Consider the following 25,135-nt stretch of genomic DNA (forward strand, 5'->3'; position numbering starts at 1 on the left):
GTCGCCATGTTCCGTGTTCGTCAGCCCCGCAGCACCGCCGCCATCGGCGCAGCCCTTCTCGCAGCGTTCGCGCTCGCCGCCTGCGGCGGCGGCGGTTCGAGCGACAGCAGCGCCGGTAGTGCCGCCTCGGTCGCGGACGGCGGGTCCAACGAGTCGTCACGCGGCGACACCCCCGCTTCCGGCGGGAACGGCGCCGTCGCCGGCGACTCGGCGAAGCCTTCGTCCGGCAGCGCCGCCAACCCGGTCACGACGGCCAACCTCGCGGCGAACCAGGAGTCGCTGGCACGCCGGGCCGCGGTGGCGTTGCAGGTCAAGAACATCGGGCAGGCCGTCGCCAAGGTGCGAGCCACCACGGCCACCGCCCAGGGCATCGTCCTCTCGGAGAACATCGGCACAGCTGACGGCAACACCCCCCTGGCCGACTCCGCGAGGGTGACGGCCACGACCTACGGCGAGATCACCATCTCGGTGCCCTCCACCGAGCTCGACCGGGTCCTCGCCGAGCTCGGTTCGGTCGGCACGGTGATCCGTTCGACCAGCTCCAGCGAGAACGTCGGCGGCCAGATCGTCGACACCGCGTCGCGGCTCGAGACGATGCGGGTCAGCGTCGAGCGCGTCCGCGCCTTCCTTCAGCAGGCCAAGGACCTCAACCAGATCGTCGCCATGGAGGCCGAGCTGACCCGACGCCAGTCCGACCTCGAGGCCCTCGAGGCGCAGCTCGCCTCGCTCAAGGGCAGCGTCGCCCGCTCCCCCATCCAGATCAGCCTCACCACCGAGCCGAACGCCATCGTCAAGCAGACCGACGACGCCGGCTTCCTGGCCGGGCTCAAGGGTGGCTGGGACGCGTTCACCGGGTCGGCGACGGTGCTGCTGACCATCCTCGGTGCGATGCTGCCGTTCCTGGTCCTGTTCGCCCTGCTCGGGCTGCCTGTGCTGGTGTTCCTGCGTCGCCGTCGGGCCCTGGCTCCGCCGCCCGCCGTCCTGCCCCAGTAGTCGTGAGGAGTCGGTCAGCGCGTCAGCGCTGGCCGACCTCGTGCACCAGTTCGACGACGCGGGTCAGCACGTCGGGGTCGGTGTCGGGCAGCACGCCGTGGCCGAGGTTGAAGATGTGCCCCGGTGCCGCCCGGCCCTCATCGACGATCGAACGGACCTTGGCCTCCAACGCCTCCCACGGCGCGAAGAGGAGGGCGGGGTCGAGGTTGCCCTGCACGGCATACGAGCCATCGAGGCGGGCGAGCGCGTCGGTGAGGGACACGCGGTAGTCGACGCCCACGACGTCGGCCCCGACGGCGCCCATGGCCGGCAGCAGCTCGCCGGTGCCGACCCCGAAGTGGATGGTGGGTATGCCGCGTGCGGACACCGCGGCGAGCGCGACAGTCGAGTGCGGGGCCACGAAGCGCTCGTAGTCGGCGCGGGGCAGGGCACCGACCCAGGAGTCGAACAGCTGGACGGCTGAGGCACCCGCAGCGGCCTGGACGTCGAGGAAGGTGCCGGAGATCTGGGCCAGCCTGGCGCACAGGTCGTGCCAAAGCTCGGGATCGCCGTACATCAGCGCCTTGGTGTGCTCGTGGTTCTTGCTGGGGCCGCCCTCGACGAGGTAGCTGGCCAACGTGAAGGGCGCCCCGGCGAAGCCGATGAGGGGCGTGTCGCCCAGCTCGGCGGTGAGCAGGCCGACGGCTTCGGTGATGTAGGGGACGTGCTCGGGCGTGAGCTCAGGCAGTCGGTCGAGGTCGCCACGCGTGCGGACCGGTTTCGCGACGACCGGCCCGACCCCGGGGACGATGTCGAGGTCGACCCCGACCGCGGCCAGCGGCACGACGATGTCCGAGAAGAAGATCGCGGCGTCCACCCCGTGGCGGCGCACCGGCTGGAGGGTGATCTCGGTGACCAGGTCGGGGCGACGGCAGGACTCGAGCATGCCGACGCCCTCACGCACCTTGCGGTACTCCGGCAGCGAGCGCCCGGCCTGGCGCATGAACCAGACCGGCGTGTGGGTCACCGGTTGGCAGCGGGCAGCACGGACCAGGGCGGAGTCGGAGGGGGAGGTCACCCGGCAATTCTAGGTGGCTGCGACAGCCGCTCGGACCAGCCTCAGAGGGCGATGATCGCCGCTCCGGTGAGCGACAGCACGGCCCCCACCTGCTGGATCCTGCGCAGCCGTTCCTTGAGCAGGAGGCGGGCCAGCACGATGGTGACGACCGGGTAGAGCGAGGCGAGCACGCTGGCCACGCTGACCTGGCCCCGCGAGGACGCGATCCCGAACAGCAGGTTGGCGACCATGTCGCCGCACCCGATGAGGGCGAGCACAGGCACCTCGCGCGCCACCACCCCGCCTCGCGAGCGCAGCACCAGCGCCAACGTCACGAACACGACGAAGGACACCCCACGCATGCCCCACAGGGTCATCAGGATCGAGGACCGGGCGCCCCGGTCGATGCAGAACAGCGCGAAGCCGAACCCCACCGCGGCCACTCCCGCCAGCACCACCGGCCGCGGCGACACCCCGCCGCTCAGCTCGGGGCCGGATGCGAGGGTCACGCCGACGACGGCGACGACGATGCCCACCCAGGTCCATGAGGACGGCTCGTCGCCGGTGGCCACCCCCAGCAGCACGGGGACGGCCACACCCAGGGCCGCGATCGGCGCGACGACGCCGATCGTGCCGGTGGCGAGCGCGGTGTAGAAGCACAGCAGCCCGGCGACCCCGGCGACGGCGGCCCCGACGGACCACAGCGGCCACCCGGTCCAGGTGACGTGGTCCCAGCGCACTGCGACCACGACGCACAGCACGAGGAACGCCAGCGACTGGGTCCAGCCGACGACCGCGATGGCCGGGCGGCGCCGGGAGAACAGCCCGGCGAAGAAGTCCGAGGCGCCCCAGCAGGCACTGGACGCGAGCGCGAGCAGGGAGAGCATGGGCGCACGGTACCGGTCACCGCGACACGACGCGGACGGCAACCTCCCTGTGATATCCGACGCCGCGGCATACCCTCTGATGGTGGGCAGCCGAACGGTCCCTGGCGACCAATCACCCGAGTTCACGCAGGCGCTCAGCGACCTGCGCGGGGCGCGTCTGCGCCCCGAGGTGCGCCTCACCGAGGTGCCCGCTCCGCAACGCATCGCGCCGTATGCCGTGGCCCTCACCGCCGAGGTGGTGGGCGCCGCCGACGACGAGGACGAGCTCGCGTCGGGACGGTTCGTGCTCCTGCACGATCCCTCCATCCCCGACCCGTGGGACGGGGCCTGGCGTGCGGTGACGTTCGCGCGGGCCGAGCTCGAGCCAGAGCTCGCCAACGACCCGATGCTCGGGGCGGTCGGCTGGTCCTGGCTGACCGACGCCCTGGCCAGTCATCACCTGGGCTACACCGCCGAGGCCGGCACCGTCACGAGGGTGGTCTCCGAGAGCTTCGCCGGACTGTCCGACCGGCCAGCAAGCGTCGAGATGGAGGTCCGCGCCTCGTGGACCCCGGTGGCCGGCAACGTCGGCGCCCACCTCGTCGCCTGGTCCGACCTGCTGTGCACCATCGCGGGACTGCCGCCCCTGCCGGAGGGTGTCATCGCCCTGCCGGGACCACGCCGTTAACTGTGGAGTGCTGACGTCTTCCTTCGTGCTGGCGGGTGCTGGCCCGATAGGTTGAGCCGGTGACCGACACCGACGCCACCGCCGACCAGGCGGTGGACCCCGAGCAGGCCGAGCTCGAGCAGGAACCAGCCATCGAGCTGACTCCGCTCGACATGCCTGTCGACGGCGTGCCGCCGGTCGTCGAGGACGAGCGGGCCCTGATGGATGCGGCGCGCGCGATCGCCGACGGCGAGGGTCCGGTGGCCCTCGACGCCGAGCGAGCCAGCGGCTACCGCTACGGCCAGCGCGCCTACCTCGTGCAGGTGCGGCGCGAAGGCTCCGGCACCTGGTTGATCGACCCGATCGCCTGTCCTGACCTGTCCCCCGTCAACGACGCCATCGGCAGTGCCGAGTGGATCCTGCACGCGGCCACCCAGGACCTCGCCTGCCTCGCGGAGGTGGGACTGCGACCGCAGCAGCTGTTCGACACCGAGCTCGCCGGGCGGTTGCTCGGGCTGCCGCGTGTCGGGCTGGCCGCCGTCGTCGAGCACTACCTCGGCCTGTCGCTGGCCAAGGAGCACTCCGCCGTCGACTGGTCCACCCGACCGCTGCCCGAGCCGTGGCTGCGCTACGCCGCGCTCGACGTCGAGGTGCTCGTCGACGTGCGCAACCTGATGGGCGTCGACCTCGCCAAGCAGGGCAAGGACAGCTGGGCACGCGAGGAGTTCGAGGCGCTGCTGGACTTCACCGGACCGGCCCAGCGGGTCGACCCATGGCGGCGCACGAGCGGCATGCACCGCGTCCGGCACCGCCGGATCGCGGCCGTCGTCCGCGAGCTGTGGGAGACCCGCGACCAGATCGCCCAGGACCGTGACGTCTCCCCGGGCCGAGTGCTCCCCGACGCCGTGCTCGTCGAGGTGGCCATGGAGTCACCAGCCAACCCCGGTGCGCTGCCCGGTGGCCACCGGTCGCTCCGGCGCTACCAGCGACAGTGGCTCGATGCCGTCACCCGGGCGAACGCGATCCCCGAGGGCGACCTGCCGCCGATGACGCTGCGCTCGGACGGCCCACCGCCCCAGCGCGCCTGGGCCGAGCGCAACCCGGTGGCCGCCGCCCGGCTCACCGCCACCCGCGAAGCATTGACGGCGTTCGCCGCCGAGCACGTCATCCCGGTCGAGAACGTCCTGTCCCCCGAACCCCTGCGCCGGGTCATCTGGACCCCGCCCGCTGACCAGACCGCCGCAGGGTTCGCCGAGGCCCTCTCCGCACTCGGGGCCCGGCACTGGCAGACCGCTGTGGTCGCGCCGATGATCCAGACAGCCTTCGAGGCCAACCCCGACGCCTGACCGACCGCTGGCGACCGTCGCGGGTGACGGCTCTCACGCGCGGGTTCTGGTGACCACGTTGTTACTGAGAAGTAGCATCGGAGGCGTACCCACCGGCATACCGGTGATCCCACCACTGCTCAGGGAGGCCACCCGTGCCCCGCACCCTTCATGAGGTCGTGTTCGTCGATGGTGTTCGCACGCCGTTCGGCAAGGCCGGCGACAAGGGCATGTACGCCCAGACGCGCGCCGACGACCTCGTCATCCGCTGCATCCGCGAGCTGATGCGCCGCCACCCCGAGCTCCCCCCGGAGCGCGTGGAGGAGGTCGCCATCGCCGCCACCACCCAGATCGGCGACCAGGGCCTGACCCTCGGCCGGATGGCCGCGCTCCTGTCCGGCCTGCCCAAGACCACGCCCGGCTACTCGATCGACCGCATGTGCGCCGGCGCCATGACCGCGGTGACCACGACGGCAAGCTCGATCGCGTTCGGCTCCATCGACATCGCCATCGCCGGCGGCGTCGAGCACATGGGTCGCCACCCGATGGGTGAGGGCGTCGACCCCAACCCGCGGATCGTGGCCGAGAAGCTCGTCGACCCCTCCGCCCTCGTCATGGGTTCCACCGCCGAGAACCTGCACGACCGGTTCCCGTCGATCACCAAGGACCGCAGCGACGCGTATGCCGTGGGGTCCCAGGACAAGCTCGCCAAGGCCTACGCGAACGACCAGATCCAGCCCGACCTGGTGCCGGTCGCCACGCGCCACCAGGAGCTGGGCTATGGCCTCGCCACCCAGGACGAGCCGCCCCGCCCCGGCACCACGGTCGAGGACCTCGCGTCGCTCAAGACGCCGTTCCGCCCGCACGGCAACGTCAGCGCGGGCAACTCCGCCGGGCTCAACGACGGCGCCACCGCCTGCATCCTCGCCTCGGAGACCGCGGCGCGAGAGCTGGGCCTGCCCGTGAAGATGCGGCTGGTCGACTTCTCCTTCGTGGGCGTCGAACCCGAGGTCATGGGCATCGGCCCGGTCCCCGCCACCGAGAAGGCACTGGCCAAGGCCGGCCTGACGATCGAGGACATCGGGCTGTTCGAGCTCAACGAGGCCTTCGCCGTGCAGGTGCTGGCCTTCCTGGAGCACTTCGACATCGCCGACGACGACCCCCGCGTCAACCAGTACGGCGGCGCCATCGCCGTCGGCCACCCCCTTGCGTCGTCGGGCGTGCGCCTGATGACGCAGCTGGCCCGCCAGTTCGAGGAGCACCCGGAGGTGCGCTACGGCCTGACCGCCATGTGCATCGGCATCGGCATGGGTGCCTCCGTCATCTGGGAGAACCCCCACCACGCTGACTACGGCAAGGAGGTCGCGGCATGAGCGAGGCAACCACCCACGACACGACCGCAACGCAGAAGCCTGGCTTCGACGAGATAGTGACGCACACCCCCGTGCGCGACGTCGTCCTCCCCGGCAATGCCGGCACCCTGGCGCTGATCACGCTGGACAACGGGTTCGACCACACCAAGCCCAACACCTTCGGGCCGCAGACGATCGTCGGGCTCAAGGCCACCGTCGACGCCCTGCGCACCCGCGCGGACGCCGGTGAGATCCAGGCCGTCGGCATCACCGGGAAGCCGTTCATCTTCGCCGTCGGTGCAGACCTCAAGGCCGTGTCGCAGGCCGGCGACCGCGAGCAGGCGATCGAGGTCGCCCGCGCCGGTCACGCGGCCTTCGCGGCGATCATGGACCTGCCGGTCCCGACGTTCGCGTTCGTCAACGGTGCGGCGATGGGCGGCGGCGTCGAGATCGCGCTGTCCGTCGACTACCGCACCATCTCCGCAGGAGTCCCGGCTCTGGCGCTCCCGGAGACCTTCCTCGGGCTCGTCCCCGGCTGGGGCGGCTGCTACCTGCTGCCCAACCTGGTCGGCCCGGTGAACGCGCTCAAGGTCATCATCGAGAACCCGATGAACATGAACCGGATGCTCAAGGGGCCGCAGGCCTTCGAGCTCGGCATCGCCGATGTGCTGCTCGCGCCGGCCGACTTCCTCGAGGAGTCGCTGCTCTGGGCGGCGTCCGTCCTCAACGGCGAGACCACCGTCGAACGCAGCACCCAGGACGGCAACGGCGTCTCCCGCGACGAGGCCGAGTGGACCGCAGCACTCAAGGCTGCCAAGGGCCTGGTCGACCTCAAGACGGGCGGCAAGGCGCCCGCGCCATACCGCGCCCTCGCGCTCGTCGAGGCCGCCCGCACCGCCACCCGGGACGAGGCCTTCGCTGCCGAGGACGAAGCCCTGGCCGACCTGGTCATGGGTGACGAGCTGCGCGCAGGGCTCTACTCCTTCGACCTCGTCCAGCGTCGGGCCAAGCGCCCCGCCGGTGCACCCGACAAGGCCCTGGCCCGCAAGGTCACCAAGGTCGGCATCGTCGGCGCCGGGCTGATGGCCAGCCAGCTCGCCCTGCTGTTCGCGCAGCGCCTCGAGGTGCCGGTCGTGATGACCGATCTCGACGAGGAGCGCGTCGCCAAGGGCGTCGGCTACGTCCACGCCGAGGTCGACAAGCTGCTCGGCAAGCGCCGCGTGAGCCCCGACAAGGCCAACCGGCTCAAGGGCCTGGTCACCGGCGCCACGTCCAAGGACGGCTTCGTCGATGCCGACTTCGTCATCGAGGCGGTGTTCGAGGAGATGTCCGTCAAGAAGACCGTCTGGGCCGAGGTCGAGGCCATCGTCACGCCTGAGTGCGTGCTGGCGACCAACACGTCGTCGCTGTCGATCACCGAGATGGCGGCGGACCTGCAGCACCCCGAGCGGGTCGTCGGCTTCCACTTCTTCAACCCGGTCGCCGTCATGCCGCTGCTCGAGATCATCAAGGGCGAGCAGACGGACGACGCGACGCTCGCCACGGCCTTCGCGACCGGCAAGACGCTGAAGAAGACCACCATCCTGGTCAAGGACAGCCCGTCGTTCATCGTCAACCGGCTGCTCGGCCGGTTCATGGGCGAGGTCGCCAAGGTCGTCGACGAGGGGACCCCGATCGAGGTCGCCGACCGCGCCTTCGCCGGGCTCGCCCCCATGCCGCCGTTCATCCTGCTCGGCCTGGTCGGTCCGGCCATCGCCCTGCACAACAACGAGACCCTCGCCAAGGCCTTTCCCGACCGCTTCTACGTCTCGGAGAACCTGCGCAAGGTCGTCGGGGCCAAGAAGTCGGCCATCTACATCTGGCCCGAGGGCAAGCCGGTCGTCGACCCCGAGGTCGAGGCGCTCTTCGAGAAGCCGGCCGACCCGGTCGTGCTGTCCAGCGACGAGGTGCGTGAGCGGGTGCTCGGAGTCCTCGCCGACGAGGCTCGCCGGATGCTCGACGAGGGTGTCGTCGCGGCTCCGATGGACCTCGACCTGGCCATGATCACCGGTGCCGGGTTCCAGTTCTGGAACGGTGGCCTCACCCCGCTGCTCGACCGCGAGGGTGTCTCGGAGAAGGTGACCGGCCAGCGATTCCTCCCGCCGGGCGCCGCAAGCGTCCCCGCCTAGGGACGTCAGGACCACGAGGGGCGGTATCCGCAGGTCGGGTGCCGCCCCTCACCTGTCCGGCTGGACCACGCGACGGTGGGACCCGTCGAGGAGCTCCACCACCGTGCCCGCGGCGGTGTCCTCACGGACGAGCCGCACGACCTCGTCGGCGACGAGCTCCGGAGGGACGAGGTCGGGGCCGCGCTCCCGCTCGTCGGGCGCCATGGCTGCCCACTCGGCGTAGGCCCGCGGCAGCCCGATCCAGCCGGGGACGACACAGCTCACCCGGATGCCCTCGTCTGTCAGGCCCGCCAGAGACGTGGTGAGGCGTACGAGTCCGGCCTTCGCCACGGCATACGGTGGGCTGCCGTAGGCAGAGCTCTCGATGCCCGCGCTGGATGCGACGTTCACGACGGCGCCCTCACCCCGTGCGCGCATCCCGGCGAGGGCGAGCTGGAGCAGGCGCATCGGCGCACGCAGGTTGAGGTCGAGGACGGCGGACCAGTCCTCTGCTGGGGCATCGGGATACTGCTCAGGGCTCCCGCCCCAGCCGCCGGCGTTGTTGACCAGCACGTGGACACCGCCCAGCCCGTCCGCCACCGACACGAGGCGGCTCAGGTCGTCCTCGTCGGTGACGTCGCAGCGGCACTTGGTCGCGGCGCGCCCCTGCTCGCGGAGCTCCGTCACGAGATCGAGAGCCGCAGCAGCGTCCCTGTCGGCGACGACGACGTGCGACCCCACGTCCGCGAACGCCCGGGTGAGGGACGCACCCAACCCCGACGCTCCCCCGGTGACGACGACGACTCGACCCTGCAGCTGCATGACGGCGACGCTAGCCGCACGCCCCGACAGCGACTCGCCCCTGAGCCGGGTGGCCGTGGTTCAGTCCGCGAGGAGCTCGGCGACGATCCCCCGCCGCACGAAGTCGGCGTAGGCCGCCACCGACCATCCCTGATGCATGACGAGGATCTCGTAGAGCTCCGGCGAGGAGAGGGCGAAGAGCACGTCCCGCGCCTCGTCGACGCTCATGCCCGGACGCAGGTGATGGTGGATCGCTGCGACGTTGTGCGCCATCCGCTCGAGCCGTTGCTGGTCGAGCTCCTCGCGCAGCCGCACCGCGGCGCCGTCGCTCGCCGCAGCCTCCCTGACGAGCAGCGCCACCGGTGCGGCGCGCGGTGCGACCTCCATGCTGAGCCGCGCCCACCCCGCCACGACGTCCCGTGGTTCGTCGTGGGCAGCCGGAAGCGCGTCGCTGCGCTCCTCTGCGGGCACCGGCCCGTCGCCGACCAGCGCCCTGGACCACAGAGCGCGCACCAGGCCCGGCTTGCCCCCGAATGCCTTGTAGACCATCTCCGCCGACACCCCCGCATCGGCCGCCACGGCGGCAACGGAGGTCGCGGCATACCCGTCGGCGGTGAAGCGCACGGAGGCCGCGTCAAGCACCCGAGCCCGTCGCTGCTCCGCTGCGATGCGTCGGGCCGTCGAGTCGTAGGGCCGGGTCCTCTTGACGGTTGGGCGTGGCACGCGCATCATCTCCTTATTGGATACAGAACACTGTACTCAATAGGGATCGAGGCCACCGTGGACACGCGCAACGCAGCACCCTCCGACGTCGTCCAGCGACTGGTGGACGCCACCAACGCGCACCACCTGGGCGCGCTCGTCGAGTGCTTCGCGCCCGGCTACGTCAACCAGACCCCAGCCCACCCCAGTCGTGGCTTCGTGGGACGCGAGCAGGTGCGCCGCAACTGGGCACAGCTGTTCGCAGCCATGCCCGACCTGCACTGCGAGGTGCTCGCCTCGGCTGTCGACGGCACGCACGTCTGGTCGGAGTGGGAGATGCGCGGGACCCGGCCCGACGGCTCGGCGCACCTGATGCGCGGGGTGATGGTGTTCGAGGTGACTGATGACCTGGTCCAGTCCGTGCGCTTCTACCTGGAGCCGGTCGACGAGGATCCCGGCACGGTGGACGATGCCGTAGCCGGCGCGCTCCGGGGAGCGCCGTGATGATCGCCGTGGTGGGCGGCACAGGACGGCTCGGGCGCCTCGTCGTCCAACAACTGCGCAGGCAGGGCGAGCAGGTGCTGGTCGTGGCGCGGCGACGGCCCGCTCCGGTCGACTCGACGGCCGACTGCACGGACCAGGGCATCCGCCACGTGGCTGCGGACGTTCGTGATGTCGCTTCCCTGCACGCCGCGATGGACGGTGTGAGCGTCTGCGTCAGCGCCGTCCACGGCATGGCCCCGTCGGGCGACGGCAGCCCCACGTCCGTCGACTGGCTGGGCAACCGCAACCTCGTCGATGCCGCAGCCGTGGCCGGGGCGGCCGTGGTCATGCTGTCGGTCGTGGGCGCCGGACCCGACAGCCCCATGGAGCTGTTCCGCATGAAATGGCGAGCCGAGGAGCACCTGCGGGCGAGCGGTGTTCCGTGGACGGTGGTGCGCGCGACAGCCTTCGCCGAGCTGTGGGCCGAGATCCTGAGATCCACGGCCTCGCGGTCAGGGCGGGTCCAGGTGTTCGGACGAGGCGAGAATCCGATCAACTTCGTGTGCGTGTCGGACGTCGCCACTGGGGTTGTCCATGCGGTCACCGACCCAGCCCTCCGCGGACAGGTCCTGACCGTCACCGGCCCCGAGAACCTCACCTTCAACGAGTTCGCGGCACGCCTCGGCGAGGGACCACCACCGCGCCACGTACCGCGCGCGGCGCTGCGTGCGATGGCTGTCGTGGCCAGGCCAGTGAGGCCCGGCTTGGCGCGCTCGGCACGCACCGCTCTGGTCATGGACACGACCGACATGGTCGTGGACACCGCGCCCGGCCACACGCCATACCCATGGCTCCCCTCCACGAAGATCGGGTGACCCAACGCACACTGGTTGACCGCGAACTGTGGCCTGCCACCACATGCTCGCGTGCTCGCGCCCCACCTAGTCTCGCCGAATGCCGACGACGCCAACGCTGCTCGACCTGTCCGGACGCACTGCGTTGGTGACCGGTGCCGCCAGCGGCATCGGTGCGGCGTGCGTCGAGCGGCTGGTCGCCGCCAAGGCGAGCGTGTATGCCGTCGACCGCGACGAGGAGGGCCTGTCCCGGTTCGCGGGTGTCGGCGCCGTGGAGACGCTCCCGGTCGACCTGTCCGACCTCGATGCGGTCGACGCCCTCCCCGGGACCGTCGACGTGCTGGTCAACAACGCCGGCATCCAGCACGTCAGCCCGATCCACGAGTTCCCCGTCGACACGTGGGACCTGATCATCCGGCTGATGCTGACCTCGCCGTTCCGGCTCACCCGCCGGGTCCTCCCGCACATGTACGCGCAGGGTTGGGGCCGGATCGTCAACGTGTCGAGCGTCCACGGGTTGCGGGCCAGCCCCTACAAAGCGGCCTACGTGTCGGCCAAGCACGGGCTGGAGGGCCTGTCCAAGGTGACGGCTCTCGAGGGCGCCGAGCACGGCGTCACGAGCAACTGCGTCAACCCGGCCTATGTGCGAACCCCCTTGGTGGAGAAGCAGATCCTCGACCAGGCCCGGTCGCACGGCATCACCGAGGACGAGGTGGTCAGCCGGGTGATGCTCGAGCCTGTGGCCGTGAAGCGCCTCGTCGAGGCGGAGGAGGTCGCCGAGCTCGTCGCGTTCCTCTGCGGAGGCGCCGCGGACTCGGTGTCCGGTTCGTCGTTCTCGATGGACGGAGGCTGGACCGCCCACTGAGGGGGTTCCGGCGCCTAGGATCCGACTCGATGGACGCCCACGACGACTCTCCCGCGATGACGCTGCTGCGCCTGCTCGCGGAGGGGGCGCCCGCCTCAGAGCTCGAAGCGATCAGCCATCCGTCCGCCGATTCCGACGATCCCGGGGAGGCCGGAGAGGCCGGCGAGGCCGGCGAGGCGCGTGAGCTGGCCCTGCGGGTGCGCGCCGCGTTCGACTCGCGCCGGCGCCGGGAGGCCGAGCTGACCGGTCTGGTCGAGACCGCCCGCGACCTCGCGGCCCTGCGCGACCCCAGCGGCATCCTCGAGGCGATCGTCCGCCGCGCCCGCACGCTGCTCGGCACCGACGTCGCCTACCTCACCCTCTTCGACCCCGAGGCCGGTGACACCTACATGCGGGCCACCGACGGGTCCGTGAGCGCCGAGTTCCAGGTGGTGCGCCTCTCGCTCGGCGACGGCCTGGGCGGTCTCGTCGCGTCGACCCGCAAGCCCTACTGGAGCGCCGACTACCTGCACGACCACCGGTTCCAGCACACCGGCACCATCGACAGCGCCGTCGGCGACGAGGGCCTGGTCTCGATCTGCGGTACGCCGCTGGTGGTCGAGGACGACTTCGTCGGCGTGCTGTTCGCCGCCAACCGGTCACCTCGACCGTTCTCCCCCGACCAGGTCGCCCTGCTCGGCTCGCTGGCTGCCCTCGCCGCCGTATCGATCGTGCAGACCCGCAGTGCCGAGGAGGTCCGCCGCCACACCGCCGGGGTCGAGCGGGCGGCCGCGGCCCACGACCGGTTCGCCGAGCTGGTGCTCGCCGGCGGTGGCGTCGACGACATCACGAAGGCACTCGGCGACCTGCTCGGCGGTTGGGTGGTGCTGCTCAACTCCGAAGGCGAGATCCTCAGCAGCCACGGACCGGCACCCCTGCCCGACGACGGCTCCGGGACCGCGCTGACCCGTTCGTCCGCTGTGCGGGCCACCGAGGCCTCGGGGCGACTCGCGCACGACGCCCGCACTGACCAGTGGGCGATCGCGGTCAAGGCCCCACAGACCCCGCTCGGCATCCTCGTCCTCGGTGCGGTCGGGGTGCTCGACGACGCCGACCGGCGGACGGTCGAGCGCGCTTCGGTCGTCAGCGCGCTCGTCCTGCTGTTCGAGCGCACCGCCGCGGAGGCCGAGCAGCGCGTCCGCACCGACCTCGTCGCCGACCTCGTCAGCGGTCGCGGCGACCCCACCTCGCTGGCGACCAGGGCCCGGGCCCAGGGCATCGACCCGGCCGCTGCGCACGCCGTGCTGGTCGCCCACGCGGACACCGACACGCCTCGCCGCACCCTGCTGCTCGCCGCCCACGCAGCGGCCGGCCACGGGTCGGTCGTGGGCGAGCACGACGGCCACGTCGTCGCCCTGCTCCCGTCCGACGACCCCCACCAGGCGGCTACCGAGCTGGCCCGCCGGCTCAGCCGCCTGGCGACCGTGACCGTCGGTGGGGCGGGGCCGACGACCCTCACCGACGGTGTCCCTGCGGTCTGGCGCGAGGCGGTCCGCACCGTCTCGGCGCTGGTCTCCCTCGGACTCGGGGGCACCGGCGCCAGCGCAGACCACCTCGGCTTCGCCGGTCTCGTGGTCGGCTCCGCGCCGGACGTCGACGGCTATGTGCGCCAGCACCTCGGCCCGTTGCTCGACTACGACACCCGACGCGGGTCCGAGCTGGTCAAGACCCTGCAGGCCTACTTCGACGCCGGCGGCAGCCCTCGCCACGCGGCCACCGACCTGCACGTCCACGTCAACACGGTGAGCCAGCGGCTCGAACGCATCTCGGCGCTGCTCGGCCCCCACTGGCAGCGCCCGGACGAAGCCCTGGAGCTCCAGCTGGCGCTACGCCTCAAGCGGCTCAGCGCAGGCGCGTCGCCAACGACGTAGCCACCGCATCGGCGGTGAGCCCCACCTCTTCGAGCAGCTGACCGCGCGACGCGTGGTCGAGGAACCGCTTGGGTATGCCGTGCACGTGCACCGGGACGTCGACATCGGCCTCGCGGAGCGCCAACGTCACTGCGGCACCCACTCCGCCGCTGACGAGGTTGTCCTCGACCACGGCGACAGCACCGGCCTTGCGGGCCATCGCGACGAGGTCGTCACTGACCGGTAGCACCCAGCGCGGGTCCACGGCCGTGACCGAATGTCCTTGTGCCTCAAGCTTGCCCGCGATGTCCACGGCCATTGCGGCGAACGCGCCGACGCCCACGAGCAGTAGCTCGCACGTCTGCGTCGAGGTCTCGTGCAGCACATCGACGACCCCCTCTTGGCGCACCGCCGCGAGGGGCGGACCCACGTCGCCCTTGGGGAACCGGATCACCGTGGGGCCGTCTGTCACGTCGATCGCCTCGCGGAGCTGGCGCTTGACCTGGTCGCCGTCACGAGGCGCAGCCAGCCGCAGGCCGGGGACGACCGAGGCGATCGTCATGTCCCACATGCCGTTGTGCGAGGCACCGTCGCTGCCGGTGATGCCTGCGCGGTCGAGGACGAACGTGACCCCAGCCTTGTGCAGCGCACAGTCCATGAGGAGCTGGTCGAAGGCGCGGTTGAGGAAGGTGGCGTAGACCGCCACGACCGGATGCAGGCCGGCATACGCGAGGCCGCTGGCCATGGTGACGGCGTGCTGCTCGGCGATGCCGACGTCGAAGACGCGGTCGGGGTAGGCGGCGGCGAAGCCGTCGAGGCCCACGGGGATGAGCATCGCGGCGGTGAGCGCGACGACGTCCTTGCGTTCCGCCCCGATGGCGACCATCTCGTCGTTGAACTCGTCGGTCCAGATCCGGCCGCTCACCTCGAACGGCAGGCCGGTCTCGGGGTTGAACTTGCCGATGGCGTGCCACTGGTCGCCCTCGTGCTGGCGGGCCGGGTCGTAGCCGCGCCCCTTCTCGGTGATCACGTGGACGAGCACCGGGCCGCCGAACGCCCGAGCCCTGCGCAGCGCCGACTCGACGGCCTGCTCGTCGTGGCCGTCGACGGGGCCGAGGTACTTGAGGCCGAGGTCCTCGAACATCCCCTGCGGGGCGACGATGTCCTTGATCCCCTTCTTCATGCCGTGCAACGTCTCGTACATCGCGCCACCGACGACGGGCGTGCGGCTCAGGGTGTTCTTGCCCCAGTCGAGGAACCGTTCGTAGCCGCGCGTCGTGCGCAGGGTCGCGAGGTGGTCGGCCAGCCCGCCGATGGTCGGGGCGTAGGACCGCTCGTTGTCGTTGACGACGATGGTCAGCGGCAGGTCCTTGTCGGCGGCGATGTTGTTGATCGCCTCCCACGCCATCCCGCCCGTCAGTGCCCCGTCACCGATGACCGCGACGGTATGCCGGCCGCGCTCGCCACGCAGCCGCCTCGCCTTGGCGATGCCGTCGGCCCAGGACAGGGCGGTGGAGGCGTGCGAGTTCTGGACGATGTCGTGGTCGGACTCGGCCCGGCTCGGGTACCCCGACAGGCCGCCCTGCTTCTTGAGCTTGCTGAAGTCGTGGCGGCCGGTGAGCAGCTTGTGGACGTAGGACTGGTGCCCCGTGTCGAAGACGATGGCGTCGTGGGGGCTGTCGAAGACCCGGTGCAGCGCGATCGTCAGCTCGACGACGCCGAGGTTGGGGCCGAGGTGGCCGCCGGTCTTGGACACCGACTCGACGAGGAAGTCCCGGATCTCCTGGGCCAGGCCCGGGAGCTGGGCAGGCGTCAGCGCCTTGAGGTCGGCTGGGCCGTTGATCGTCTCGAGCAGTCCCACGCACGCCGTCCTTTCTGTTCGCGGTCGACACAGGGGCCTGTCACCGCGGGGGAACCGCCCGAGTCTATGCGCCCCGCCTGATCTCGACCTCTTGCGGCACCCCTGTGACCTGGACCTCTCCGTCGCGCGTCACCGTCACCGCGAACGGGATCCCCCCGAGTCGCAGGCCCTCGACGTGCAGGGCACCGAACGGGGTGGGTCGGATCGGGTCGACATGGAGCACGCCGGCCGGCAGGTCGGCGCGCAGCCCGAGAGCTACCGTCAGCAGGGCGCCCGCAGAGGCTGCCGACCACGCCTGAGGCCGGCAGGACGCCGGGTAGGGCGACGGGCGGCCCAGCATCGGCAGCCCGGAGTAGAGCTCCGGCCAGCGGTAGTCGAACGCCTCGCCCGACGCCACCAGCGCGTGCACGACGTGGGCTGCCTGGTCGGTGAGGCCTTCACGAGCCAGGCCGAGCGCGACGATCGCCGAGTCGTGGGTCCACACGGAGCCCGTGTGGTAGCCGATCGGGTTGAACCCGCCGTTGCCGGTGCCCAGGGTCCGCACGCCGAAGGTGTCGAGCAGCTCCTCCCCCGTCACGGTGGCGCCCACGGCGCTGGCCTCGGCCGGGTCGAGCGCGCCGGTTCCCAGCGCGTGACCCATGTTGGACCCGAGCCCGTCGACCGGCTTGCCCGAACCGTCAAGCGCCATGGCCAGGTAGCGACCATGGTCGCCGTCCACCCAGAACGCGGCGCGGAGCCGGTCGCGTAGTGCGGCGGCCTCGGCGCGAGCCTGATCGGCCCCGCCCTCCCCCAGCGCGGCGAGGAGGTCACCCGCGACCGTGAGCGCCTCGACGGCATACGCCTGGGCTTCGACGAGGGCGATCGGGGCGTCGGCCACGCGGCCGTCACGCATCCGCATCGAGTCGCCGGAGTCCTTCCAGCCCTGGTTGGCCAGGCCGTGGCCCGTGGTGTCGAGGTACTTGAGGAAGCCGTCGTCGTCGGGCTGACCGTCCCCGGTCAGCCAGTTCAGCGCGGCCCGGAGGTTCGGCAGGAGGGCGCGCACCTCGGCCTCGGGGAGTCCCCAGCGCCACGCCTCGACGAGGAGCGTCACCCAGAGCGCGGTGGCGTCGACCGTGCCGTAGTAGAGCGGCGGGAGCGACAGGTCACCCATGCGAGGTGACCCCGTGTATGCCGTGCGTCGCACCTCGTGCGGAATCTTGCCGGGCTGCTCGGCCGACTCGGCATCGTGCCGGGTGCCCTGACGACGGGCCAGAGCACGCAGGGTGCCAGCGGCGAGCTCGGTGCCGAACGGGAGCATCATCCGCGCGGCCCACAGTGAGTCACGTCCGAAAAGCGTGAGATACCAAGGCGATCCGGCCGCGGGGAAGACGTCTGACGGGTTGAGGGGATCGCGCAGCAGCAGGTGCCTGAGGTCGTCGAGCGACTGGGCGACGAGCGGGGCCAGCCGGGCCTCGTCGGCACTCACGCGGATGGCATCCCACTGGACGGCGTCGCTGCCCGGGTCCGCGTCGAACTCCGACGGCGCGGTCCGGCTGGGCGTGATCATGACCCGGAACGTCTGGCTCTCACCGGGCTCCACGACGACGTCGTGGGAGACGACGGCCCGGTCCGGGGCCAGGTCCACCGAGGTGGGCGCGGGGTCGAAGGAGACGGTCGTGAGGTGCCGTTGGGTGCGGAAGGAGAACGCCCCGTTGCCGGCTTCGTTGCCGGCTTCGCTGCCGGCTCCCTTGCCCGCTCCCTTGCCCGCTGGCTCGACGGCGACGGGCGGGATCGCCGGGGCGTCGAGGGCGCCGTACTTCACCCTGGCGATGGCGAGACCGTCGGACCCGAGGTCGAGCCGCAGGGCCGCCCGGACCGTCTGGGCGGCCCGCGAGGTCACCGTGATGTCCTCGTGCAGCACGCCGTCGACGAGCGTCCGCAACCTGCGGATCTCGACCGTGGGGTCGGCACCCACGTCGCCGAGTCCGCGGGCCGCGGCGAAGAACTCTGCGGTCGCCCCACCGGCCTGCGACGCGACCAGGCTCGGGACCTCCCCCGAGACGGTCAGCTCGAGCCGCGACAGCAGTCGTTCGTCGTCGACGAACAGGCCGTGGCCGGCGTCGGGACGCAGGTCACCGTCGGCCGCGGACAGCGCCGTCGCGTTGCCGTGGACGATGATCGTGAGGTCGTGCAGCCAGGGTTGACGTGGTGCCTGCTCGGTGGTCACGCGGCCTCGCTTTCCAGTCGAGCGGTGAATGGGTGCGCCATGCCCTGGAGACATCATCTCTTGACGGGCCGCCTGTGGTTGGTCCATTCTCAGGCTAGTTGGAACGTTCAAATCATGCCATTCATCAGGAATTCGTGCAGCACGAGCACATCGCAAAGGAGCGGGTGTGGCAAGTGGCCCCGGGCAGTCCCGCGATCGCGCGACCATCATCGATGTCGCTGCCGCCGCCGGGGTATCGCGCCAGACCGTCAGCAACGCCCTGAACAACCCTGACCGGGTCGCGCCGGGCACCCTGATGCGCGTCCACCGCGAGATCGAGCGACTCGGCTTCAGCCCCAACGCGGCCGCGCAACAGCTGCGTCGGCGCAAGGCGTCGGCCTACGGGTTCGAGGTCAACCCGTCAGGGGCCGGAAAGATGGGCCACATCCTCGACGGCTTCCTCGTCGAGCTCACCGTCGCCGCTCCCGACCACAGCTGCCACCTCGTCACCTTCGCCCCGAACCTGTCCAGGCTGCTCGACGGCTACGACCGGATCTTGTCCACCGGGCTCGTCGACGGGTTCGTCCTCGGAGACACCCGGCACGACGACCCCCGGCCCGCCTGGCTGCTCGCGAACGAGGTTCCGTTCGTGACCTTCGGCCGGATCTGGGACAACCCGGAGATGGGTCGGTGGGTCGATGTCGACGGCCGGGCCGGCATGGAGGTGGCTGTCGAGCACCTCGTCGCGCAGGGCTACACCGCCATCGCCTACCTCGGGTGGCCCGACGGGTCGCCGGTCGGCGACGACCGCCGGCGCGGCTGGCTGTCCGGGCTGGCCGACGCCGGGCTCGCGGACACCGCCATCGCCGAGGAGGCCGTCCAGGACCTCACCGTCGCGACCGCCGCAGCGGAACGTCTGCTCGACCGCCTGCCCTCCGGTGGTGCCATCCTCTGCGCTTCCGACCTCCTGGCACTCGGCGCCCTGCGCGCCGTCCGCAACCACGGGCTCGAGCCCGGTCGTGACGTCGGCGTGGTCGGCTTCGACGACAGCGATGTGGCCGAGGCCCTCCAGCTGACCAGCCTCCGGCAGCCGCTGCAGGACGCGGCAGCGGAGGCGTGGCGGATCGTCCACGCCAAGGGCACCGACCTGTCCCTGACCGCTCTGCTGGCCCCGACCCTCACCGTGCGGGCGAGCACCACCCCGACCCCCCAGTCCCCCAACGAGTCACCCACCCAGTCCCCCAACCAGTCACCAGTCCACCCCCCGCGTCGTCCGCCACTCGGCCGGACGGCATACCCATCCCTTGAGGAGCAGCAATGAGGCGCATCCCAACCCTTGCCGTCGCCGTGACGGCCACCACCATGCTGGCGCTGAGCGCCTGCGGCGGAGGTGGCGGCTTCAGCAGCGGCTCGGCCACGCAGAACACCAAGACCGGCCCGGTCAAGCTGACTGTCATGATCGGCAGCTCCGGCGACGCCGAGACGACCGCGGTCAAGGCGGCGACCGCAGCCTGGGCGGCCAAGTCCGGCAACACCGTCGAGGTCATCGCGGCCTCCGACCTGGGCCAGCAGCTCGGCCAGGCGTTCGCCAGCTCCAGCCCGCCCGACGTCTTCTACACCGACGCGTCCAAGATCGGCACCTACGCCAAGGCCGGCAACCTCTTCGCCTACGGCGACCAGGTCAAGGATGCCGGTTTCGTCGACTCGCTCGTGCAGTCGTTCACCTACGACGGCAAGTTCTACTGCGCCCCCAAGGACTCCTCGACACTGGCGCTGCAGATCAACACCGACATGTGGAAGGCCGCCGGGCTCACCGAGGCCGACTACCCCAAGGACTGGGCGGGCCTCGAGTCGGTCGCCACGAAGCTCACCAAGGGCAACGTCACCGGTCTGGTCATCGGCAACGACATCAACCGCTCCGGTGCCTTCATGAAGCAGGCCGGGGGCTGGGTCGTGACGGACGGCAAGATGAGCGCCGACGCGGCCGGCAACCTCCAGGGCCTGCAGGAGGTGCAGAAGCTGATGAAGGCGGGGGTCCTCAAGTTCAACACCCAGACCAAGCCCGCCGCCGGCTGGGGCGGTGAGGCCTTCGGCAAGGGTCTTGCTGCGATGACGATGGAGGGCAACTGGATCGCCGGTGGCATGAAGGACTTCCCGAAGATCAAGTACACGACCGTCGAGCTGCCGGCCGGCCCGGCCGGCAAGGGCACCCTGACGTTCACCAACTGCTGGGGCATCGCTGCCAAGTCCCCCAACCAGACCCAGTCCGTCGACCTGGTCAAGAGCCTCATCACGCCCGAGCAGCAGATGAAGTTCGCGGACGCCTTCGGCGTCATGCCCTCGACGACCCAGGGGCTGCAGCAGTTCGCCGAGAAGTACCCGGACAGCAAGGCGTTCGTCGACGGCGCGGCCTATGGCCAGGGCCCGGTCAACCTCGCCGGTCTGGATGACGTCATCTCGAAGTTCAACAGCCAGCTCGGGACCATGACCGGCACGTCCGGCGACCCGAAGGCCTGGCTGGGCGACCTCCAGAAGAACGGCACCGCAGCCCTCGGCTGAGCCGCTGGTCCACGGGTGGCGTGCGAGCCCTGCGCTCGCACGCCCCCCGCTGGCCGCCCTTCCCGCGCCCCGCGCCCCTCGCCCCTCGCCCCTCGGACCAGGAGAACGCATGTCCAGCAACGCTGATGGCGATTCCATGCCCCGGGCCGCCACCGCAGCGGTGACGGCGACCCAGACACGGCCCCCGCGTCGCGGCGGTGGTGGGCTGCGAGGGCGCGAGGGTATCGCCGGGTGGTTGTTCGTGAGCCCGATGATCGTCATCCTCGGGCTGTTCCTCGTGATCCCCATCGTGATGGCGCTGTGGGTCAGCCTCACCGACTGGAACGGCTCGGTGAACCCGTTCCACACCGGCCCCGGAGCCGAGTTCGTCGGCGCCAAGAACTACACGGACCTGTTCGCCAAGGACGGCCTGACCCGTGCCAACTTCATGCAGTCGATCGGCAACACGTTCTGGTACGTCCTGTTCGTGGTTCCTATCCAGACGGCGCTGGCCCTGAGCCTGGCCCTGCTCGTCAACAACCGGCTGCTCAAGGCGAAGAGCTTCTTCCGCACCGCCTTCTACTTCCCGTCGGTCACCAGCTCGATCGCGATCTCGACGGTCTTCCTCTTCCTGTTCTCCAGCACTGGTGCCGTCAACGCACTGCTCAAGGCGCTCGGGCTCGGCCAGCCGAACTGGTTCATCGACGACCGGGGGCTGATCCGCCTGCTCTTCAACGCAATCGGGGTGGACAACCCCGGTTGGGGGCAGCACGACATCCTCGGCCGGTCCCTCTGGGACTGGGTGTCCGGGCCGTCGGTCGCCCTCACGGTGATCATCATCCTGGTCGTGTGGACGACCTCGGGGACGTTCATGCTGATGTTCATCGCAGCGCTTCAGGACCTGCCGGTCGAGGTCGACGAGGCGGCGGCACTCGACGGCGCCACCGGCTGGAAGAAGCTGCGGCACGTCACCATCCCCATGATCAAGCCCGCTCTGTTCCTCGTGCTCACGCTGGGTCTGATCGGCACCTGGCAGGTGTTCGACCAGATCTACGTCATGGGCGCGGGCGCGCCCAACGGCACGACCCTGACGCCGGCCTTCCTCAGCTACCAGCAGAGCTTCAAGAACTTCAAGTACGGGTCAGGTGCAGCGATGGCGTTCGTGGTGTTTGTCATCATCCTCGTCCTCACCTTCCTGCAGCGCCGGGCACTGACCGACAAGGACGAGCGCAGACCCCTGTTCGGCCGACGGAAGCAGGTCGGTCGATGAACACCCGCACCAGCCCCCTCAAGCAGGTACTGCTGTATGCCGCTCTCGTGCTGTTCGCGGTGTTCTTCATCTACCCGTTCTTCATCCAGATCGCGACCTCGTTCAAGACCGACCCCGACGCCGCAGCTCACCCGTTGTCGCTCATCCCCAACCCGTTCGACGCGCACGCCTGGAAGGACATCTTCGGGCAGGGGGCGGCACACGTCCCCGCGCCCACGTGGATCAAGAACTCGGTCCTCGTGGCGGTCGTCGTGACCTGTGGCCGGGTCTTCCTCGACAGCCTGGCCGGCTATGCCCTGTCGCGGGTGAAGTTCCGCGGCCGCGGCTTCATCTTCGGGGCGCTGCTCGCGGTCATGAGCGTCCCGGGCGTGGCCCTGCTCATCCCCAAGTTCCTCATGGTGAACTACCTGGGGATCTACGACACGTACACCGCGATGATCCTGCCCCTCATCGTGGATGCCGCCGGCGTCTTCATCATGAAGCAGTTCTTCGACTCGGTCCCGATCTCGATCGAGGAGGCCGCGCGGATGGACGGTGCGAGCATCTTCCGGACGTTCTGGTCGGTGGTGCTCCCGATGGCACGCCCCGCCCTCATCACCCTGACGATCCTGTCGTTCCAGGGCTCGTGGAACGAGTTCTCGCACTTCCTCGTGGTGACCAAGGGGACGCCGGACCACCAGACGCTGGTCACGGGTCTGGCCAGCCTCACCAGCGGCCAGCTCGGGGCTGGGACGCAGTACCCACTCAAGCTGGCGGCAGCGCTGCTCACGACCATCCCGGTTGCCATCCTGTTCTTCTCCCTGCAGCGCTACTTTGTGTCTGGCGCCAACGAGGGCGGCGTCAAGGGCTGAGGCCCACCTCCCAGAACCCCGGCTGGGCGCGCGTGCACCCCCGTCCCGCGCGCCCAGTCGGCCTGGCCACCACGGCCCGGCGGCCCATGCGGCTGACCTCAGAGTCGCGGCACGTAGCGCTTGCCCTGCAGCGCGTCGTAGACCAGCCCCGCGCTGCGTCGAGCGGCAAGCAGGCGGACGCCTTCGGCCTCCAGGTCGGCCAGCACCTGCGCGAGTCCGTCGGTCGTGAGGTGGTCGCCGAGCTCGACCCGCACTTCCCGGTAGGCCTGCCGCATCGCCACGAGCTGGGCGTCGATGTGCCGCGTCGTCACCCAGGCCAGCGCGACGGGCTGGCGGCGCCACCCGGCATACAGGCGGTACTCGGACGGACAGAAGTCGAGCAGCCACGACACCGCCGGCACCTGCCACCCGTGCGACTCGGGCGGCGGCACCAGCTGCGGCCAGCCCGGCGGCACCGCTGGGCTGGGCATCCTCTGGGCCTGCGGACGGGGGCTGCGGCTGCCCGGGTCAGGGGCGCGTCGGGCTGACGTGGGCATCCACAGCCGCGCATGGTTCGAACATGTGTTCGAGTATAGGTCACGTCCGAGCGTGCCGAACACGTCCCGCGAAACTCCCCTGCGCAACGCCCCCACCTAGCCGCGGGCGCGGTATGCCGCGTTGCGCGCGGCCGCTCAGCCGCCTTCGGTCCGATGCGGCTCGGCAAGTGCGCGCTCGGCTTGGGCACTGACGGCACGGCGCCGCTCGAGCGGGACGTCCCGCCAGTCGACACCCAGCAGGGCGGCGTCCAGCGACCAGAGCAGCATGGTGTGCCGCGGTGCGCCCGACCGGATCGCCCTGCGGTAGGCCTCGACCGCGCCGAGGCGATCGAGGTCGTCCGGAGTCGCGATCCCGGCAGCTGTCAGCATCGCTTCGCTCGCCGGACCCAGGTTGGGCAGGTCGCGCAGTCGCGGTGCGTGGCTCACCTCTCCAGTGTGCCTGCGGGCACCGGGAAGAGACGGACCGCGTGCTGCTTCACGGTCCGTCCCTTCCCGGCCGACGTCACGCCGCGGCGACGAACCGCCGAGACGTGACTCGCGTTCCTGCCCCAAGGAGGAGCAGGAACCCGGCCAGCAACAGCAACCCCCAGGGGTCGCTGCCAGTCATGGCCAACGAGGCCGCAGCCAACGACGGTGCCGCCAACGACGGTGCGGCCAGGGCGGGCAGCGCTGACGCGACCAGCGAGTCAGGGGCGTCACCAGCGCTCGAGCCGCCGGAGTTGGCTCCGGCGCCTCCCGGTTCACCCGGGTCGGTGGTGCCCGGGTCGGTGGTGCCCGGGTCGGTGGTGCCCGGGTCGGTGGTGCCCGGGTCTGTCGTGCCCGGGTCTGTCGTGCCCGGGTCTGTCGTGCCCGGGTCGGTGGTGCCCGGGGTACCTGGGTTGGTCGTGGTACTCCCCGTCGTACTGGAGTCTCCGAGCACCGAGACGGCGTTGCCACCGGCAGTCACCGGAACGGCAACCGGAGCCGTGACCTGGTTGCCACCAGCCGCCGAGTCCTCACCCGACGTGGCGTCACCCGAGCCGGAACCACCCGAACCCGCAGGTGCCGTCGCGGTAGCGCCCGAGGACGACGAGTCCCCCAGCACCGACACCGCATTGCCACCGGCAGTCACCGGAGCAGCAACCGGAGCCGTGACCTGGTTGCCACCAGCCGCCGAGTCCTCACCGGACGTGGCGTCACCCGAGCCGGAACCACCCGAACCCGCAGGTGCCGTCGCGGTAGCGCCCGAGGACGACGAGTCCCCCAGCACCGACACCGCATTGCCACCGGCAGTCACCGGAGCAGCAACCGGAGCCGTGACCTGGTTGCCACCAGCCGCCGAGTCCTCCCCCGACGTGCTGTCACCAGCGGTGGAACCACCCGACGAACCCGCCGGTGCCGTCGCGGTAGCGCCCGAGGACGAGGAGTCCCCCAGCACCGACACCGCATTGCCACCAGCAGTCACCGGAACGGCAACCGGAGTGGTCACCTGGTTGCCACCAGCCGCCGAGTCATCGCCCGACGTGGTGTCACCCGAACCCGAACCACTCGACGAACCACCCGCACCGGCGGGTGCCTTTGTGGCGGAGCCTGAACTGCTCGAATCACCGAGGACGGCAACGCTGTTGCCGCTGGCCGTGATCGGCACAACGACGTTGACCGCCGCCTGGTTACCACCCGCCGCCGAGTCCTCACCCGACGTGGTGTGAGAGGCGGCGGCGGCCGGAGTTGCCGGAGCAGTGGTCTTCGACCCGGAGCTTCCGGAGTCGCCGACCACCGAGATGGAGCTGCCCGTCAGCGTGACGGGGGCGTGTACGGACACTGCCGCCTGGTTGCCACCAAGGGCGCTACCCGCGCCTGTGGTGCTGTCATCGGCCGAGGCTTGTCCTGCGAAGAACAGGATGCCGCCCCCGACCACGAGGGCCACTTCCAGCC

The 25,135-nt window shown here is 70.8% G+C and carries 22 protein-coding genes; 13 read left to right on the forward strand and 9 right to left on the reverse strand.

Going from position 1 to position 25,135, the window contains the following annotated elements; all coding sequences use genetic code 11:
* Positions 1-6 precede the first annotated feature (6 nt).
* A complete protein-coding gene (locus EAH86_RS07460) occupies positions 7-993 on the forward strand; it encodes a DUF4349 domain-containing protein (protein ID WP_140738372.1) in 987 nt (328 codons plus the stop codon).
* Positions 994-1,015: 22 nt separating this feature from the next.
* Here the strand turns inward: EAH86_RS07460 and hemE are convergent, their stop codons facing one another.
* Together hemE and EAH86_RS07470 are read right to left on the reverse strand one after the other, a co-directional pair.
* Entirely contained in the window at positions 1,016-2,050 is a 1,035-nt protein-coding gene (gene hemE, locus EAH86_RS07465; RefSeq protein ID WP_140738376.1) for a uroporphyrinogen decarboxylase, read from the reverse strand.
* A gap of 41 nt (positions 2,051-2,091) precedes the next feature.
* Positions 2,092-2,916, reverse strand: coding sequence for a DMT family transporter (locus EAH86_RS07470; protein WP_140738379.1), 825 nt, complete (start codon positions 2,914-2,916; stop codon positions 2,092-2,094).
* Positions 2,917-2,995: 79 nt separating this feature from the next.
* On the opposite strand from EAH86_RS07470, the gene EAH86_RS07475 reads away from it, so the two are divergent.
* The 4 genes from EAH86_RS07475 (at position 2,996) to EAH86_RS07490 (ending at position 8,407) form a co-directional block, all read left to right on the forward strand.
* Entirely contained in the window at positions 2,996-3,583 is a 588-nt protein-coding gene (locus EAH86_RS07475) for a DUF3000 domain-containing protein (protein ID WP_170212777.1), read from the forward strand.
* Between the two features lie 59 nt (positions 3,584-3,642).
* Positions 3,643-4,908, forward strand: a complete 1,266-nt coding sequence (locus EAH86_RS07480) for an HRDC domain-containing protein (protein WP_425325218.1) — start codon at positions 3,643-3,645, stop codon at positions 4,906-4,908.
* 134 nt (positions 4,909-5,042) lie between these two features.
* Positions 5,043-6,260 carry a thiolase family protein gene (locus EAH86_RS07485; protein WP_140738382.1) on the forward strand — a complete coding sequence of 406 codons (1,218 nt, stop codon included), beginning with the start codon at positions 5,043-5,045 and terminating at the stop codon, positions 6,258-6,260.
* Positions 6,257-8,407 carry a 3-hydroxyacyl-CoA dehydrogenase NAD-binding domain-containing protein gene (locus EAH86_RS07490; protein WP_140738385.1) on the forward strand — a complete coding sequence of 717 codons (2,151 nt, stop codon included), beginning with the start codon at positions 6,257-6,259 and terminating at the stop codon, positions 8,405-8,407. Before EAH86_RS07485 ends, EAH86_RS07490 begins: the two co-directional genes overlap by 4 nt.
* Before the next feature lie 48 nt (positions 8,408-8,455).
* On the opposite strand, the gene EAH86_RS07495 is transcribed toward EAH86_RS07490, so the two are convergent.
* Both EAH86_RS07495 and EAH86_RS07500 read right to left on the reverse strand, forming a co-directional pair.
* A complete protein-coding gene (locus EAH86_RS07495; protein ID WP_140738388.1) occupies positions 8,456-9,208 on the reverse strand; it encodes an SDR family NAD(P)-dependent oxidoreductase in 753 nt (250 codons plus the stop codon).
* A gap of 60 nt (positions 9,209-9,268) precedes the next feature.
* Complete coding sequence (locus EAH86_RS07500) at positions 9,269-9,910, reverse strand: TetR family transcriptional regulator (protein ID WP_161988591.1); 642 nt, start codon at positions 9,908-9,910, stop codon at positions 9,269-9,271.
* 57 nt (positions 9,911-9,967) lie between these two features.
* Here EAH86_RS07500 and EAH86_RS07505 point away from each other — a divergent pair, with 57 nt between their 5' ends.
* The 4 genes from EAH86_RS07505 to EAH86_RS07520 all read left to right on the forward strand — a co-directional run bounded on the left by EAH86_RS07505 (position 9,968) and on the right by EAH86_RS07520 (position 14,001).
* Complete coding sequence (locus tag EAH86_RS07505) at positions 9,968-10,393, forward strand: nuclear transport factor 2 family protein (RefSeq protein ID WP_140738394.1); 426 nt, start codon at positions 9,968-9,970, stop codon at positions 10,391-10,393.
* The gene (locus EAH86_RS07510) at positions 10,393-11,247 is read left to right on the forward strand and encodes an SDR family oxidoreductase (protein WP_140738397.1); all 855 of its coding nucleotides are present in this window, start codon (positions 10,393-10,395) and stop codon (positions 11,245-11,247) included. Before EAH86_RS07505 ends, EAH86_RS07510 begins: the two co-directional genes overlap by 1 nt.
* Positions 11,248-11,326: 79 nt before the next feature.
* The gene (locus tag EAH86_RS07515) at positions 11,327-12,091 is read left to right on the forward strand and encodes a 3-hydroxybutyrate dehydrogenase (RefSeq protein WP_140738400.1); all 765 of its coding nucleotides are present in this window, start codon (positions 11,327-11,329) and stop codon (positions 12,089-12,091) included.
* A gap of 29 nt (positions 12,092-12,120) precedes the next feature.
* Complete coding sequence (locus EAH86_RS07520; RefSeq protein WP_140738403.1) at positions 12,121-14,001, forward strand: helix-turn-helix domain-containing protein; 1,881 nt, start codon at positions 12,121-12,123, stop codon at positions 13,999-14,001.
* Here EAH86_RS07520 and dxs read toward each other — a convergent pair.
* The gene (dxs, locus tag EAH86_RS07525; RefSeq protein ID WP_140738406.1) at positions 13,973-15,841 is read right to left on the reverse strand and encodes a 1-deoxy-D-xylulose-5-phosphate synthase; all 1,869 of its coding nucleotides are present in this window, start codon (positions 15,839-15,841) and stop codon (positions 13,973-13,975) included. The genes EAH86_RS07520 and dxs overlap by 29 nt on opposite strands.
* A 64-nt stretch (positions 15,842-15,905) precedes the next feature.
* Positions 15,906-18,047, reverse strand: a complete 2,142-nt coding sequence (locus tag EAH86_RS07530) for a glycogen debranching N-terminal domain-containing protein (protein ID WP_161988592.1) — start codon at positions 18,045-18,047, stop codon at positions 15,906-15,908.
* Between the two features lie 166 nt (positions 18,048-18,213).
* Between EAH86_RS07530 and EAH86_RS07535 the strand changes: the two genes are divergently transcribed.
* The 4 genes from EAH86_RS07535 (at position 18,214) to EAH86_RS07550 (ending at position 22,685) form a co-directional block, all read left to right on the forward strand.
* A complete protein-coding gene (locus EAH86_RS07535) occupies positions 18,214-19,347 on the forward strand; it encodes a LacI family DNA-binding transcriptional regulator (RefSeq protein WP_140738412.1) in 1,134 nt (377 codons plus the stop codon).
* Positions 19,344-20,585: a sugar ABC transporter substrate-binding protein gene (locus tag EAH86_RS07540; RefSeq protein ID WP_140738415.1), complete on the forward strand. Its 1,242-nt coding sequence runs from the start codon at positions 19,344-19,346 to the stop codon at positions 20,583-20,585. Before EAH86_RS07535 ends, EAH86_RS07540 begins: the two co-directional genes overlap by 4 nt.
* 109 nt (positions 20,586-20,694) lie before the next feature.
* Positions 20,695-21,834, forward strand: coding sequence for a carbohydrate ABC transporter permease (locus EAH86_RS07545; protein WP_241668254.1), 1,140 nt, complete (start codon positions 20,695-20,697; stop codon positions 21,832-21,834).
* Positions 21,831-22,685, forward strand: a complete 855-nt coding sequence (locus EAH86_RS07550) for a carbohydrate ABC transporter permease (protein WP_140738418.1) — start codon at positions 21,831-21,833, stop codon at positions 22,683-22,685. Before EAH86_RS07545 ends, EAH86_RS07550 begins: the two co-directional genes overlap by 4 nt.
* 98 nt (positions 22,686-22,783) lie before the next feature.
* Here EAH86_RS07550 and EAH86_RS07555 read toward each other — a convergent pair whose 3' ends face one another.
* The 3 genes from EAH86_RS07555 to EAH86_RS07565 form a co-directional block, all read right to left on the reverse strand.
* Positions 22,784-23,155 carry a hypothetical protein gene (locus EAH86_RS07555; protein ID WP_241668255.1) on the reverse strand — a complete coding sequence of 124 codons (372 nt, stop codon included), beginning with the start codon at positions 23,153-23,155 and terminating at the stop codon, positions 22,784-22,786.
* Positions 23,156-23,356: 201 nt separating this feature from the next.
* The gene (locus EAH86_RS07560; protein ID WP_140738421.1) at positions 23,357-23,647 is read right to left on the reverse strand and encodes a TfoX/Sxy family protein; all 291 of its coding nucleotides are present in this window, start codon (positions 23,645-23,647) and stop codon (positions 23,357-23,359) included.
* A 76-nt stretch (positions 23,648-23,723) separates the two neighbouring features.
* Entirely contained in the window at positions 23,724-25,127 is a 1,404-nt protein-coding gene (locus EAH86_RS07565; protein WP_140738424.1) for a hypothetical protein, read from the reverse strand.
* Positions 25,128-25,135: the final 8 nt, after the last annotated feature.

This window comes from Pedococcus bigeumensis (genome assembly GCF_006438965.1).
Lineage (GTDB): Bacteria > Actinomycetota > Actinomycetes > Actinomycetales > Dermatophilaceae > Pedococcus > Pedococcus bigeumensis_A.